Source organism: Paractinoplanes lichenicola (assembly GCF_016785085.1).
Lineage (GTDB): Bacteria > Actinomycetota > Actinomycetes > Mycobacteriales > Micromonosporaceae > Actinoplanes > Actinoplanes lichenicola.
In genome coordinates, this window is sequence record NZ_JAENHO010000008.1 from 455162 (window position 1) to 468656 (window position 13495).

Here is a 13495-nt window from a genome sequence, read left to right on the forward strand (position 1 = left end):
GGCGCTATCGGGCGCTCGGCCCCCGCACCTCGATCTGGTCGAACGCCACCTCGGCCGCCCCCGCCTCGGGCACGTCGCGGTCGAGGATGATGCCCAGCAGCACCCGGTTCCCCTTGATGTCGGCCGCGCTCAGCGGGGCGTCCCCGAGCGTCACCCCGTCGCGCGACACGGTCACGGTGTCGCCGTCGACCCGCAGGCCGATCCGCGTGGCCGGGCCGCCCACCGCGACCGGCTGATCGAGCGGCAGCGTACGCGAGACGGTGACGGCGGTGCTCTGATGCGCCCCGACATAGATGTTGTTCTGACAGACCCGTACGAGGTGGCCACCGCTCGGCACTTTGAAGTGGAACCACACCGCCGCGCACGCGTTGGGGGTCAGCAGCCGCACGCCGACGTCGATGGTCATATCGTCGGGCAGCGTGTCCTGCGGGCCGCGGCACTTGTAGAGCGACGTGTCGTCGATGCGCACCCGCAGCTCGCCCTCGCTGAAGGCGCAGGACGACTTGCCGCCGGGCTCGGTCTTGGCCAGCCACAACCGCTGCTCGTCGAGCTCGTCGGTGATCAGCACCGGCCCGGGCGGCGGCGTCGGTGACGACGAGACGACCACGGGATCGGGATCGCCCGAACCGGCCACCGGGTCGGCCCGCGAGCTGAACACCACCAGCATCGCGCCCGCGATCACAGCCAGCACCAGCATCGCGATCGCCACCGGCAGGAACCAGCGCCGCGGCCGGGGTGGGTCGCCGGCGGGCGGCTCGGACATGCCGGGCACGGCGGACACCGCGACGGTCGGCTCGGCCTGCGGCGGGCTGGGCATCAGCCCGGTCACCGACTGCGCCTGGTTGGCCGCGGCGCGCAGGTCGGGCTGCCCCTCGAGGGCCGAGACGCCTGCTCGCGACGGGGTGGAGACGAGCAGGTCGAGCAGCTCGCGGGCCGAGGGCCGGTCGGCCGGATCCTTGGCCAGGGCCCGCGCGACCAGGTCACGCAGCGGGCCGCCGAGCCCGGACAGGTCGGGCTCGCGGGTGAGGATGCGGCCGGCGGTGGCCGGCGGGGACTCGCCGCCGAAGGGGGTGCGGCCGGTGCCCGCGTACGTCACCACGCCGCCCCACGCGAAGACGTCGGCCGCGGCGGTGATCGGCACGTCGTCGTCGCCGAACCGCTCGGGCGCCATGTACGCCACCGTGCCCATCATGAACTCGGGCGACGTGTTCGCGGTGTGGGCGCCGTCGATGTCACGCGCGATCCCGAAATCGATCACCTTGGGCGTGCCCGGGGCGAGCAGCACGTTGCGCGGCTTGAGATCGCGGTGGATGATGCCGGCGCCGTGGATGGCCGTCAGCGCCGTGGCCACGCCGATCGCGACACTGTGGAGATTCGCCGCGGTCAGCGGGCCCTTCTGGTCGACGACCTGCTGCAGGGTGGGGCCCTCGACGTATTCGACCACGAGGTAGGGGTGCTCGGCGTCGGGGTCGGCGTCGATGACCTCGGCCGTGCAGAACGGCGGCACCTGCCGGGCGCGGGCCACCTCGCTGCGGAACCGGCGGCGGAACTCGTCGTCGGGGGCCAGGTCGGCTCGCACCACCTTGACCGCCACCTGCGTGCCCGCCGGTGTCCTCGCCAAGTAAACGGTGCCCATGCCGCCCTCGCCGAGCCGGCCGACCAGCTCGTACGAGCCCAGCCGCACCGGATCGGTCGGACGCAACGGCTCCGGACGCATGACCGCCCCCAGTCCCGGAGAAAATCAGAAGGTGTCACTGTAACGGGTGACGTCCGCCTCCTGCTGTCGGCCGCGCGGCACGGCACGGACCCGGGAGCAAAGCTCTATCCTCGGCAAATGCTGATCGCCACCGAACGGCTCGTGCTGCGGCGTTTCCGGAGTGCGGACGCGCCGGTGCTCGCCGCATACCGGTCGGATCCGGACGTCGCGCGCTACCAGTCGTGGGACGCGCCGTTCTCGTTGCTGCGGGCTGAGACCGCCGTGGCCAACTTCATCGCCTCCGATCCCGACAAACCCGGCTGGTTCCAGTACGCGGTGGAGCGCACCGCCGACCGCCGGCTCGTCGGCGACGTGGCGGTGCACCTGCACGACAACCTCAAGCAGGCCGAGATCGGCTTCACGGTGGCCAAGGAACAACAACGGCACGGGTACGCCCGGGAGGCCGTGACCGCCGTGCTCGACCGGCTGTTCAAGGTGCAGGGGCTGCACAAAGTGGCGGGGGAGTGCGACGCGCGCAATGTCGCCTCGGCGTCGCTGATGGAGCGGCTCGGGTTCACCCGCGAGGGGCGGCTGCGGCAGCAGACCTACATCAAGGGCGAGTGGACCGACGACCTGCTCTACGGGCTGCTCGCGACCGAGTGGCTGAGCCCCTGAAAACTTGTCGCACCCGTGTGGTTAGGTTCCGGGCGTGGATCTCGATGGATTCTGGGCGCTGATCGAGCGCAGCGGGCGCAAGAAAAATCAGGACGAGCGGGCCGACTGGCTGACCGGCGAGCTGGCCAAGCTGCCACCGGCCGAGATCGAGTCGTTCGAGATCCTCTATTGCGGCCTGCGTGACCGCGTCGACACGTGGCACATGTGGGGCGCCGCGGCGCTGGTCTGCGACGGCGCGTCCGACGACGGCTTCTGGTATTTCCAGGCGTGGCTGATCGGGCAGGGCCGCGAGGTCTTCGAGGCAGCCGCGGCCGATCCCGACTCGCTGGCCGATGCGCCGGCCGTCCGCGCGCTGGCCGGGCGCGACAGCGACGACTGGTCCGAGGACGAGTGGCCCGACTGGGAGCTGCTGGATTACGTCGCCTCCGAGGCGTACGAGGAAGTGACCGACGGCGACGACCTCGACGACGCGCTGGAGGCCCGCGGCCTGATCTTCCGGGCCTCGCCCGAGCCGTCCGACCCCCGGTTCGAGCTCGACGATCCGGCCGAGCGCCACCGGCGCTATCCGCGGTTGAGCGCGCTCTTCGACCCCGTCCCGTCTCTCTGAGGATTCTCATGTCGCATCGCAGCCGGCTGTCCACCATCCTGATCGACGTGCCCGCCGAGCAGACCGCCTCCGCCGTCTCGTTCTGGTCGCAGGCCCTCGGCGTCGACACCCGTCAGCCCCCGGGCGAGCCCCAGTTCACCGGGCTGATCGGGGCGCTGCCGGGGCTGACGCTGGCGATCCAGTCGATCGACGGCGACGCGCGCTACCACGTCGACTTCGAGACCGACGACGTCGAGGCCGAGACCGCCCGGCTGGTCGCGCTGGGGGCCGAGCAGATCGACCAGTGGCTCGAGTGCCGCATCTTGCGCATCCCCGGCGGGCAGCTGGCCTGCGTCATCCCGCGGCACAGCGACGACGAGACGTTCGCCCGCCTGTCGACCCTCTGGCAGTGACGTTTTTTGGCACACGGAAAAGGCCCCGCCGATCGGCGGGGCCTCGATCTTGTACGGGGCGTCTCGGGGTCGGGCGGCGGCATCATCAGCCCGCCTTGACCCGGTCGGTGAAGGCGCCCAGGTTGGTCAGCGCGCGGTCGACCCGCTCGTCCAGGGTGAGCGTCTCCTCGCGGCTGACCAGGCGTGCCTTCGGCTTGCGCTTGCCACGCAGATAGAGCGAGCACGCCAGGTCCGAGCAGATGTACTGCCCGACCGTGTTGCCGTTGCGGCCCGCCGCGCCGGCCAGCGGCGCCACGAAGAGCGCCACCCCCGACGACGAGTGCTCGGTCAGGCAGACCTGGCACATGCTCGACCGGAGCGCGCTCGCCTTGCCCGGCTCGGGGCGGCGCAGCACGATGCCGGTCGGACCGTCCGGGCCCGGCACGACCAGCAGCGCCCGCAACGGCGCGGCCGGGTCGGTCCAGCCCAGAAAGTCGAGGTCGGGCCAGGGCACGGGCCCGGTCGGCAGCTTGATCCGCCCGGCCTCGCCCTTGCTGCAGTTGACGAAGGAGCCCCGGATCTCCTTCTCATCGAGTGGTTCCATGGTCGCGAAGCTAACCGACCCCGCGGCCATGGTCATCCGCTTTTCGCCGCAGGTGATAGACGATGCCCTCGAAGTCGGGCTCGGGATCATCGGGCGTGAACCCGGCTGCGGTCGCGCACCGCACGCTCGCGACGTTCTCCGGCTCGATGCCGACCGCGAAGATCGCGACGTCGGCCGTCTCGGGCGCGGTGACGACGGCCAGCAGCGCCGACCGGCCGTAACCCTGCCGCTGCCGGCCCGGGTCGACGACGTAGGCGAGCCCCATCGAGCGCCCCGGCTCCCGATACCACCGGTCGTAGACGTCGCCGCCGATGTGCGCGACGGGCACGCCGTCCTCGTCGAGCACGACCCACGAGTGCACGCGGAGCACGATCCGGCCGCGGAACTCCTCGCCGATCCCGTGCCCGGCGATGCGGAACTCGCGGGCCGGCCAGTCGGGCCCGCCCAGCCACCGCTGCACGTCGGCGTCGGTGAACCACACCTGCACGGCCGGCAGCAGATCCTCCGTGAACGGCACGAGCGTGACGTCTCTCATGCCCTCATGCTCCCGCGCGGGTAGCGTGACTGTCGTGCTGGTTTCGTCGCCACGACCCGGGTCGTGCCCGCCCGCATGAGCGGCTACGCGTTCACCGAGGCCGGTCCGCTGCGGCGGCTCGTGCGCCTGGCCGTGACCAGCCGCCCGCTGGCCTGGCTGTCGGTGCGCTACCTGGCGCCGATCGACCGGCTGGCGCTGCGGGCCACGGGCGGCCGCGGCACATTCTCGGGCTGGGTCTCGGGCCTGCCGGTGGTGCAGCTGACCACCACCGGAGCCCGCACCGGTCAACGCCGCACCACCCCGGTGCTGGGCGTCCCCGACGGCGACGGCCTGGTCGTGATCGCGGCCAACTTCGGCGAGACCCGCCACCCGGCCTGGTATCACAATCTGCGCGCCCACCCGCAGGCCACGGTCACCCACGGTGCGACCAGGCGCGACTTCACCGCCGTGGAGCTGGAGGGCGAGGACCGTGACCGCCGTTTCGCCGCGGCCGTCCGGATGAACCCGGGCTGGCTGCGCTTCCGCTCCCGGGCCGGCGCCCGCCAGATCCCCGTCCTGCGCCTGACACCCGCCTGACGCCCATCGGGACGCCCGCCTGACGTGCGCCTGATCTTCAGAGTCGTCCGCCCACCCATTCGAGGTCGGGGGTGACGCAGACGAGCTCGTCGAGCAGGCGGGTGGCCTCGGCCGTCGTCGGCGGCTCGAACGGCTCGAGGCCGACCATGTCCGCGGGGTGCTCGGGGATCCACAGCCAGGTGCCGTCCGGGCGTTGTCTCTGCAGCTGCGTGGGGTCCGACGGTTTCGCGGTGCCGGCCACGATGCGCAGGACCTGGGTGAACCGGGGGGCCGCGTACGTGAGCTCCTGGCGCCAGCCGCCGCCGGCCAGGGGGATCAGCCGCGCCGACGTCGAGCCGCGGAAGCGGTCGGGGATCCACGGGGAGCGGATCCACACCGGAATCGTCGCCCTGGTCGGGCGGACCGAGCGGGCCATCCGCAGGGCGACCTCGGTGCTGCCGGGCAGGCCGTACACGGTCACGATCATGGTCGGGCCGCCCTTCGGGGTCCACTCGACGAACGACGAGTCGGTCACCACGAGCCGGCCGGTGACGTCACCGATCGTGACGGGAGTGCCCGCGTTGTCCTCGCTGCGCTCGCCGACGGCCAGGGTCACGCCCTTGGCGACGGTGTAGTCCGTGGGGTAGGTCAGGCCGTCCAGCAGCCACGTGCGGGTGCCGCCGTCCGTGGTGGCCTCCCGATACTGCTCGCCCACGCCGGCGGGCAACCAGCCGAGGGCGTAGCGCAGGGGAGCGGTGGCCGCGGGCTTGGGCGGCGGGGCACTCGCCGTCACGGCGTCGATCGGCGCGGTCTCCGGCGGGGAGCCGCCACGCAGGAAGTGGACGAACGGCACGGTCAGGGCGGTCGCCCCCAGCGCCCCGGCCCCGGCCAGCACGGCGCGGCGCTGCCGATGCGACCGGGAACGGGCTTGCAGCCGGGCCCGGATGCGCTCGGGTGGTGGCGCCGCGGAGGCGATCTTCTCGTACGCGGCCTGAATCAACTCGTCAGTCATGGAGTCCTCCCAGCGGGACGATGGGCGCGGGAAATTGTTTGCGGAGAGTGGCCAGCGCCCGCGAGGCGTGACTGCGCACGGTGACCGGGCGGCAGCCCATCTGGTCGGCGATCTCGTCGTCGGACAGCCCTTCGTAGAACCGGAGGGCCACGACGATGCGCTGTTTCAGCGGCAGCCCGGCGATCCGGCGGATCATCGCGTCGCGCTCGTCGAGCCGGGCCACCGGGTCGTCGGCGGCCGGGCCGGCCGCCTCGAGCGCGGCCAGCGACATCGGCACGACCCGGGCCGCCCGGCGCCGCCGCCACGAGGCCAGCTCGTTGATGATCATCCGTTTCAGATAGGCCTCGGGCACGTCGGCGCGGGCGATACGGTCCCACCGCGGCTGCGCGCGGGCCAGCACCTCCTGCACGATGTCCTCGCCCAGGTGTGGATCGCAGGCGAGAACGGTCGCGTAGCGCAGCAGCGCCGCCAGCCGGGCGGAGAGAAACTCCTCGAACGTCACGAGCCGACCCCCTTTCCGCCCCTTGTGACGCCCCCTCACCCCGGATTTGTTGCGGCCGCCGCCCGGATTTCTAAAGTCGCGCCACCTGCTCCGGGGACAGCCGCACCGACTCGGCGGCCACGTTCTCGGCCAGGTGGGCGAGCGAGGCGGTGCCCGGGATCGGCAGCACGACCGGCGACCGGGCCAGCAGCCACGCGAGCGCTACCTGGGCCGGGGTCGCACCGACCTCCGCGGCGACCTCGGCCACCGCGCCGCCGTCGTGGGCGAGCGGCCGCCACGGCATGAACAGGATCCCCGCCTCCTCGCAGGCCCGGAGCACTGGCTCATGCGTACGGTCAATAAGGTTGTAGCGGTTTTGCACGCTCGCAATGCCGGTGATCGAACGCGCGGCCGCCAGCTCGTCGACCGAGACCTCGGAGAGCCCCAGCCGCTCGGCCTTGCCCTCGGTGACCAGCTCGGCCAGGGTGCCGACCTGATCGGCCAGGGGCACCTCGGGGTCGATCCGGTGCAGCTGCAGCAGCGCGATCCGCTCGACCCGCAGCCGTCGCAGGCAGCCGTCCACCTGCCGCCGCAACGACTCCGGCCGGCCGTCGAGCCGCCAGTCGCTCAGCTGCCCCGACCCGCTCACGCCCACCTTCGTCGTGACAAGCGTTTCCCCGTACGGGTGGAGGGCCGCGGCCACAAGCTCCTCGTTGGCGCCCCCGCCGTACAGGTAAGCCGTGTCGATCAACGGCACGCCCAGCTCGACGGCCCGCCGCAGCACGGCCGCCGACGATTCCCGCTGCTCCGCCCCTGTCGGCAGCTGCATCGCCCCGAACCCGATCCGTCCCATACCCTGCCCCCGTGACCTTGAAGGTGCCCGCGATCGGCGATGTCGCGGTGATGCGACTCCCCGGCGGAGGATACGGCGCGTGCCAAGTCGCCGCGGCCGGTCCGATCCTCTGCGCCCTGGCTTGGCACTCGCCCGAACCGCCCACACTGGAGCAACTGGCGACGGCCGGGCCGCTGCGGCTGGATCACCACGCCAACCCGGGCGAGCTCGCGCTGATCTCGGTCGTCGCGACAGAACCGCCACCACCCGGCTGGCAGTGGATCGGGCGGTTGCCGGTGCCCGGCGGCGTCCCCGAGAGCACGGACCGGAACTCGGGCTGGTGGTATCTGGCGCACGAGGTCGCGGCCCAGCGGCGCTGGGATCACGAGCTTCCGGCCGAGGCCAAACAGGCGTACGCGCGGGCGGCCACCCGCGGCCGGGTCGAGGTCGACTTCGGCGACCGGCCGCAGCACCTGCTCGCCGGCCGCACCCGGCTCGACCTGACCGGCTCCGGCGAGATCGACGCGCCCGCCGACGGCCCGGTGCGCTGGGCCGGCCTCGACGACCTGCCGCGCTGCACGTCGCTCGTCTGGGACGGCCCCGATCGCGGGCTGGGCGCCGCGCTGGCCGCTCACCCCATCGTCGACGACCTGACCTGGACCGACGCCACCGGCGAAGCCGACCTGAGCGGCAGCGGGCTGACCAGCCTGGCCATCAACGGCCACGTCGAGCTGCTCCGCCTGCCCCGCGGTCTAACGGATCTGCACCTGATGGCCGGCGCCCGCATCGAGACGGTCGACCACCGCGGCCGCCTGACCGTCACCGTCAGCGACGCCGCACCCCTGCCGGCCGGACTCGACCAGGTCGACGAACTGCGACTCAGCGGTGGCGGCACCATCAGCGCGGCCGCCCTGCCCGACGTGGAATCCTTGTGGCTCGACTTCAACGGCCCACCCGGTCGCCTCGACGACGCCGGCGCGCTCGGTCACCTGCCCCGCTTGTCCCGGCTCATGCTCACCGACGCGTACGGCCTCGACGCGGACACGCTGCCCGAGCTGCCCGCGCTGGCCTGGCTGACGATCCACGGCCTGCGCCGCACGACGGCGGCCGCCCTCAGGGCCCGCTACCGGCGTACGGCCGTACGGGTCTTGATCGGCGGCGCCAAGAACGACACGTGGCTGGCCGCCAACCTGACCAACCCGTTCCGCGACTGGCTCGACGTCGACGTACGCGAGGGAAAGGCCGCTTGCAAGGCCTACGCGTCCGCCGTACGAGCAATCGACCGCCACGACGACGCCTCACTCGCCCTGCGGACCCTGATCGACCAGCTCAACCGCCTCGACCTCGACACGATCCAGCGCGAGGAGGCGGGCGACGCTTTTGTGGCTTTGGCCGCCCGCGCCGGCATCCCCCCAGCCACGGCCGACACGTGGTTCGACGCCTGGCGCAACTTCTGACAGATGACGCGCGCCGGGCCCGCAGTGTCGTTTTCTCATGCCGGCGCAGGTCCCACAGCGGCAGCGGCGAATCCTCGAGCGGCTGCAGCACCAGGATTTCGGCGTCGTCCAGCCAGTCGTCGGCCGTGGCCCCCACCACCACCCCGGACTCGATCTTGGTCGCCGTATAGCCCACCCTCCCGGGGGCCTCCATCCCGGGAGAAGTGTCCCAGAAATCGCTGATCTTCATGTGCGGCCGGTGATCGAACTGTGGACAACACTCGATTGTGGATAACCACCGGGGTCAGGGGCGGCACTGGGCCATTCGTGAGCGTGAATACCCCGTGTAGGGGGCGCCCAGGTCGGCCGCGGTGGCGAAGACTTCGTAGGCCTCGTCGGGGCGTCGCTGCCGTAGCAGGTGGTCGGCGAGGGTGACGTGGGTCTGTGGGTCGTCGGGGTCGAGTTCGACCGCGCGGCGGTAGTGGTCCTCGGCCGTGGCGGGGTCACGTGCCGCGCGGCCGCGGGTTTGGTGAAGCACCCGGAGGTTCTCTACGGCGATCAGGCGGTCGGCGGTCCGGAGGGCGATCAGGGCCAGGCGTTCGGCCTCGTCCAGCATGGTGGCCACGGCCAGGTGGTCGTTGCGGTAGTACGGCAGGAAGCAGATCGCCCGCCACGCTGCGCTGGCCAGCAGCGGGCTCGGGGAACCGTCGTCGAGCAGGCGCATCGCGAGGATGGCCCAGGGGGCGATGTCGTCCGGGGTCCGGTCGTTGCGGCCGTGATGGGCGGCCAGGTTGACCGCGGCGCTGATCCGTTCCTCGAGCTGGGCGTGGGGATCACGAGCGACCTGCGCGTACGTCTCGTACATGTCGAGCGGGACCGGGAAGTCGTCCTCGCCGCGGGCCTTGAGGGCGGCCATGTGCCGGAGCCGGGTGAGCGTTCGCCATGCGGCGTCGTCGGACGTCGAGCTGGGCCGGGGTGGGGCGAGCCGGAGAATCACGCCCCAGAGGCCGAGCTTGTGGAGCACCCGGGTCACTCGCAGGCGGTCGGGCAGATCGAGCGAGTCCCAGTCTTCGATCAGCTCGCACAGCCGGGTCCACTCGGGGGACCGCTGGGCCGGTGGCAGGCTCCGGGGGTCGTCGATCATCGGCCGGTCGGGTGTGTCCAATGAGATGGCGTAGCGCAGGCCGCTCGGCGTGACGGTCTGGCAGACGGGGATCGGGTCTCCCCGGGCGAGGCAGCGACCCATCAGACCGACGATTCGCGCGTGCACCGGTCCGCGATCGCTGCGCAGGTCGAAGTAGGCGGCGAGCATCTCGCCCGTGCGCGGGCTCATCGCCGCACCGAGCGCCGCGGCGGGGGGAACGCGGACGTGGGGAGTGGGAACGCGGGCGCGGGAGGAAGGAGCGCGGGCGCGGGAGGCGGGTAGGGAGCAGGGGGTGTCATTCGGGGACCGCAGGGGACAGGCGGGACGCCTGGTCGATCGGGGCCGGGCGTAGCAGGCGGGTGCAGACGACGGCTGCGGCCAGCATGGCGATCGAGAGGATCCAGGCGGTGGTTTGCGGGCCGGCTGAGGCCAGCAGGTAGCCGCCGAGGACGGCGCCGATCGGGACTGCGCCGTCGGTGATGACTGAGGCTGCGCTGACTATGCGGCCCAGGGCCGAGTCGGGGACGGCTCGGGCGCGGGTCACGGTCAGGGTTACGGCGACTACCGTTCCGACCGCGCCGACGCCGGCCCAGGCGATCACTAGGACGACCGGGTGGGTGCTGACCGCGATCATCGCCAGCATCACCGTCCACGCCCACACACAACCCAGGAACAGCGCGCGGGGGGAGAAGCGGCGTTCCAGGCGAGGAGCGGCGAACGAGCCGAGGATGCCACCTACGCCGGCTGCGGCCAGGATCGCGCCCACTGTCCAGGCCGGACGGTCTTCCCGGGTGCCGACGACCAGGATCATCAGGATTACGCACTGGAACAGGATGTTGGTGAAGCCGGTGACGATCGTGGTCAGCCGCAGGTAAGGGATGCGCCACATCCAGACGAGACCCTCGCCCATCCGCCGCCAGAAACGAGAGGTTTCCGGCATCACGCCGTCGACGGAGGGGGTGGTGGGCGCGGTGGGTGGAGGAGCGGCGACGGAGGGGGAGGTGGGCGCGGTGGGTGGAGGAGCGGCGAAGGAGGGGGTGGTGGGCGCGGTGGGAGGGGGAGCGGCGAAGGACGAGGAGGCGGGAGCGGCCGGCGGGGGAGCGGCGGAGGCGGGAACGGCGGCGGGCGCGGATGCGGCGGCTGAAGCGGCGCGTGCGGGAGTGGTGGGAGACGCAGGGACGGCGGGGGCGAAAGCGGCGGGCTGGGAACTCGTGGAGGACACGGAGGCGGGCGCGGCGGTGGGGGAGGACGCAGAGGCAGGAACGGCGGAGGAAGTGTCTGCGGCGGGGGAGACGGGTGTGGGCGGCCGCGGGTCGAAGAGTTTGCGGGGCATGAAGGCGAGCGTCCACAGGCAGAAGACGTACGAGAAGGCGTTGAAAAGGAACGGCGCCCAGCGCGACAGGTCGAAGAGCGCACCCCCGACCGCGCGCCCCGCCAGGTTGGCGATTGGTTGTTCGGCCTCGAGGAACGAGAAGGCGACCGTACGTTCCCGCTCGTCGACCACGTCGCGGACCGCGCCTACCTCGGCGATGCCGAAGACGACGAACGCGGAGCCCTCGACGACCGCCGCCGCGATCAGGATGACTGCCAGGCCGCGCAGGTCGAGGGCCGATGCCAGCAGCACGGCGAGTGTGGCGACCAGGCCGACCGCCTGCGCCACCAGCATCAGCAGCCGCCGGTTGACCGTGTCGGCGATCAGACCGGCCGGCACCTGCAGGATCAGCGTGGGGATGGTGGCCGCGAACGCTATCCAGCCGGCCAGTTCGGGCGAGTCGAAGAGGGCCAGCGCGAGCAGCGGATAGGCGATGCGGACGCCCGCCGTGCCGACCAGCGACAGGGCGTTGCCGCTCCACAGCGCCAGGAACCGCCGATTGTGCAGGATCACGACGACAGCCACGCGGTGAGCTGGACGATGTCGGACGAAGGGGCAGCCGCGTGAACCGCCGCCACTACTTCGGGCCGGCGGAACAGGGCCGACACCGACGCCTCCTCGGTCAGGTGCCGCAGGCTGAGCGCGAGCCCGGCCCACGACTCGGGGCTGTCGAGCTCCGCCGGATAAAGGCCGACCTCGGCTGTGTAGAGGGCCAGGGCCCGCTCGTAGTCGCCCTCCAGGTAGGCGAGGTCGGAGGCGGGCGCGTCACCGGCGGAGATGCCCATCTTGAGCAGGCCGACCGGCAGCCGGGAACGCGCCGGCCGGACCGGAGACGCGACAACGCTCGAGACGGGCAGCTCGCCCGGGGCCGCCCCGGCCTGCCACCGCGAGACCAGGTCGGTGACGTCGACGGTCATGTTGCGCACCCGCCACGCCACCAGGTGACCGGCTGACGCCTCGCGGGCCAGCGATTCCAGCCGGGCGGGCACGGTCTCGCCCGACCAGCGGGCGGCCGAAGCGTTCATCTCCTCGACGAACGCCGTGCCGGCCTCGGTCAGCAGCGGCGACGCCCCGGCCACGAGCAGCGCCTGCCGCACCTGGGTGCGCCACCTCGCGAACTCGACCTCTGCCTTCGACGACGACGTCCGGAAAACGCGCCAGAAGTCCGTCACACCCAGGTGCGCGTAAATGCCCTGCAACAATCCGGACAACGGCCGCGGGTCGTCGCGCCACGGGGCGTACAGGTCCTTGACGACCGACGGTTTCTGCAGCTCGACCTGGTCGGTCAGCGCGGCCAGCTTGGCGTGCTGGCATTCGTGGATCAGGGTGAGCGCGAACTGGTGCGGCCCGCCCGCGGCGCTCATGTGCACACCCCCGTACGCGTGCAGTGAGGTGTTGCTGACCCCGTTGGCGATCGGCTCCGCGGTCAGTGGCACGACCGACCGCAGCACCTCGTCGATCCCGGCCGAATACTCCTCGTACCGCTGCCGCAGGATCTCGAGCGCGCCGTGGAAGTGCCGGGACCACGCCGCCGCCTGGGTCGCCGTCAGTCGCGGGGGCGGGGTCGTCAGTTGCGCCTTCGTGTACGGGTCGGACAGGTCGCGAAACGGGTCGAGGTCGTCGAGGTAGACCGCGCGCAGGGTCGAATACGTCGTGCCCAGCTTGCGCAGCGGCAGCCACCGCTCGTCGCCCTCGCTCCCCAGGTCGAGCAGCTCGATCCGGGTGTCCTCGCGGCTGATCTCGACGCGGCCGGGCGCGACGGTCACGACCGCCGTCCCGTGCGTGCCGGGCGGCGCGAGCCGGGCCAGCCCGAGCCCCGGCAGCATGATCGCGCCGTCGCGCACGACCACCTCGTGGCGGCCCGCCCGGCCCGACGTGATCGCGTGCGCGGCCACCAGCCAGCCCGGATAGCCGAGGTCGGCCCAGATCGGCACCGGGTCGTCGGCCGGATGGGCCAGCCGCCGGATGCAGTGGACCAGCCAGGCGCCGACATTCGGATAGTCGAGAAGTTCGTGCGGAAGGTCCGGAATGTCGGCGGACGGGGCGTCGTTGCGCAGCATCCGCAGCAGCACCGACCGCTTGCGCCGCTGCCCGGTGATCAGCGCGGCCAGGCTGTCCGGCGTGCCGAAGCCCGTGCCGATGTCGCGGGCCAGGGTCTCGGGGTCAATGTCCACC

General features: G+C 72.2%; 14 protein-coding genes. 5 read left to right on the top strand and 9 right to left on the bottom strand.

Annotated features, from left to right (window positions below):
- Positions 1-4 precede the first annotated feature (4 nt).
- Entirely contained in the window at positions 5-1717 is a 1713-nt protein-coding gene (locus JKJ07_RS29065) for a serine/threonine-protein kinase (protein ID WP_202994988.1), read from the bottom strand.
- Between the two features lie 117 nt (positions 1718-1834).
- Here JKJ07_RS29065 and JKJ07_RS29070 point away from each other — a divergent pair, with 117 nt between their 5' ends.
- Genes JKJ07_RS29070 through JKJ07_RS29080 form a run of 3 tightly spaced genes read left to right on the top strand, consistent with a single transcriptional unit; the run spans position 1835 to position 3370 of the window.
- Complete coding sequence (locus JKJ07_RS29070) at positions 1835-2371, top strand: GNAT family N-acetyltransferase (protein WP_202994989.1); 537 nt, start codon at positions 1835-1837, stop codon at positions 2369-2371.
- 34 nt (positions 2372-2405) lie between these two features.
- Complete coding sequence (locus tag JKJ07_RS29075; protein WP_202994990.1) at positions 2406-2978, top strand: DUF4240 domain-containing protein; 573 nt, start codon at positions 2406-2408, stop codon at positions 2976-2978.
- An 8-nt stretch (positions 2979-2986) separates the two neighbouring features.
- Entirely contained in the window at positions 2987-3370 is a 384-nt protein-coding gene (locus JKJ07_RS29080; RefSeq protein WP_202994991.1) for a VOC family protein, read from the top strand.
- A gap of 85 nt (positions 3371-3455) precedes the next feature.
- On the opposite strand, the gene JKJ07_RS29085 is transcribed toward JKJ07_RS29080, so the two are convergent.
- Both JKJ07_RS29085 and JKJ07_RS29090 read right to left on the bottom strand, forming a co-directional pair.
- Positions 3456-3953 carry an FBP domain-containing protein gene (locus JKJ07_RS29085; protein WP_202994992.1) on the bottom strand — a complete coding sequence of 166 codons (498 nt, stop codon included), beginning with the start codon at positions 3951-3953 and terminating at the stop codon, positions 3456-3458.
- A gap of 10 nt (positions 3954-3963) precedes the next feature.
- Positions 3964-4488, bottom strand: coding sequence for a GNAT family N-acetyltransferase (locus tag JKJ07_RS29090; protein ID WP_202994993.1), 525 nt, complete (start codon positions 4486-4488; stop codon positions 3964-3966).
- A gap of 63 nt (positions 4489-4551) precedes the next feature.
- On the opposite strand from JKJ07_RS29090, the gene JKJ07_RS29095 reads away from it, so the two are divergent.
- Positions 4552-5064, top strand: coding sequence for a nitroreductase family deazaflavin-dependent oxidoreductase (locus JKJ07_RS29095; RefSeq protein WP_202994994.1), 513 nt, complete (start codon positions 4552-4554; stop codon positions 5062-5064).
- Between the two features lie 37 nt (positions 5065-5101).
- On the opposite strand, the gene JKJ07_RS29100 is transcribed toward JKJ07_RS29095, so the two are convergent.
- From JKJ07_RS29100 to JKJ07_RS29110, 3 genes are all read right to left on the bottom strand, one after another.
- A complete protein-coding gene (locus JKJ07_RS29100) occupies positions 5102-6055 on the bottom strand; it encodes a hypothetical protein (RefSeq protein ID WP_202994995.1) in 954 nt (317 codons plus the stop codon).
- The gene (locus JKJ07_RS29105; RefSeq protein WP_202994996.1) at positions 6048-6557 is read right to left on the bottom strand and encodes a SigE family RNA polymerase sigma factor; all 510 of its coding nucleotides are present in this window, start codon (positions 6555-6557) and stop codon (positions 6048-6050) included. Before JKJ07_RS29105 ends, JKJ07_RS29100 begins: the two co-directional genes overlap by 8 nt.
- A 70-nt stretch (positions 6558-6627) precedes the next feature.
- Complete coding sequence (locus tag JKJ07_RS29110; RefSeq protein ID WP_236030053.1) at positions 6628-7365, bottom strand: aldo/keto reductase; 738 nt, start codon at positions 7363-7365, stop codon at positions 6628-6630.
- A 35-nt stretch (positions 7366-7400) separates the two neighbouring features.
- On the opposite strand from JKJ07_RS29110, the gene JKJ07_RS29115 reads away from it, so the two are divergent.
- On the top strand, positions 7401-8825 hold the full coding sequence (locus tag JKJ07_RS29115) for a hypothetical protein (protein ID WP_202994998.1): 1425 nt from the start codon (positions 7401-7403) through the stop codon (positions 8823-8825).
- Positions 8826-9108: 283 nt separating this feature from the next.
- Here JKJ07_RS29115 and JKJ07_RS29120 read toward each other — a convergent pair whose 3' ends face one another.
- The 3 genes from JKJ07_RS29120 to JKJ07_RS29130 form a co-directional block, all read right to left on the bottom strand.
- On the bottom strand, positions 9109-10137 hold the full coding sequence (locus JKJ07_RS29120; protein WP_202994999.1) for a tetratricopeptide repeat protein: 1029 nt from the start codon (positions 10135-10137) through the stop codon (positions 9109-9111).
- 106 nt (positions 10138-10243) lie between these two features.
- The gene (locus JKJ07_RS29125; protein ID WP_202995000.1) at positions 10244-11845 is read right to left on the bottom strand and encodes an MFS transporter; all 1602 of its coding nucleotides are present in this window, start codon (positions 11843-11845) and stop codon (positions 10244-10246) included.
- A complete protein-coding gene (locus tag JKJ07_RS29130) occupies positions 11830-13494 on the bottom strand; it encodes an HEXXH motif domain-containing protein (protein ID WP_202995001.1) in 1665 nt (554 codons plus the stop codon). Before JKJ07_RS29130 ends, JKJ07_RS29125 begins: the two co-directional genes overlap by 16 nt.
- Between the last annotated feature and the right edge of the window lies 1 nt (position 13495).

What these genes read in the sequence shown, in the direction of transcription:
- JKJ07_RS29120 (WP_202994999.1), bottom strand. Translation starts at nt 10,137, where the DNA reads ATGAGCCCGCGCACGGGCGAGATGCTCGCCGCCTACTTCGACCTGCGC.
- JKJ07_RS29090 (WP_202994993.1), bottom strand. Translation starts at nt 4,488, where the DNA reads ATGAGAGACGTCACGCTCGTGCCGTTCACGGAGGATCTGCTGCCGGCC.
- JKJ07_RS29100 (WP_202994995.1), bottom strand. Translation starts at nt 6,055, where the DNA reads ATGACTGACGAGTTGATTCAGGCCGCGTACGAGAAGATCGCCTCCGCG.
- JKJ07_RS29080 (WP_202994991.1), top strand. Translation starts at nt 2,987, where the DNA reads ATGTCGCATCGCAGCCGGCTGTCCACCATCCTGATCGACGTGCCCGCC.
- JKJ07_RS29065 (WP_202994988.1), bottom strand. Translation starts at nt 1,717, where the DNA reads ATGCGTCCGGAGCCGTTGCGTCCGACCGATCCGGTGCGGCTGGGCTCG.
- JKJ07_RS29085 (WP_202994992.1), bottom strand. Translation starts at nt 3,953, where the DNA reads ATGGAACCACTCGATGAGAAGGAGATCCGGGGCTCCTTCGTCAACTGC.
- JKJ07_RS29070 (WP_202994989.1), top strand. Translation starts at nt 1,835, where the DNA reads ATGCTGATCGCCACCGAACGGCTCGTGCTGCGGCGTTTCCGGAGTGCG.
- JKJ07_RS29110 (WP_236030053.1), bottom strand. Translation starts at nt 7,365, where the DNA reads ATGCAGCTGCCGACAGGGGCGGAGCAGCGGGAATCGTCGGCGGCCGTG.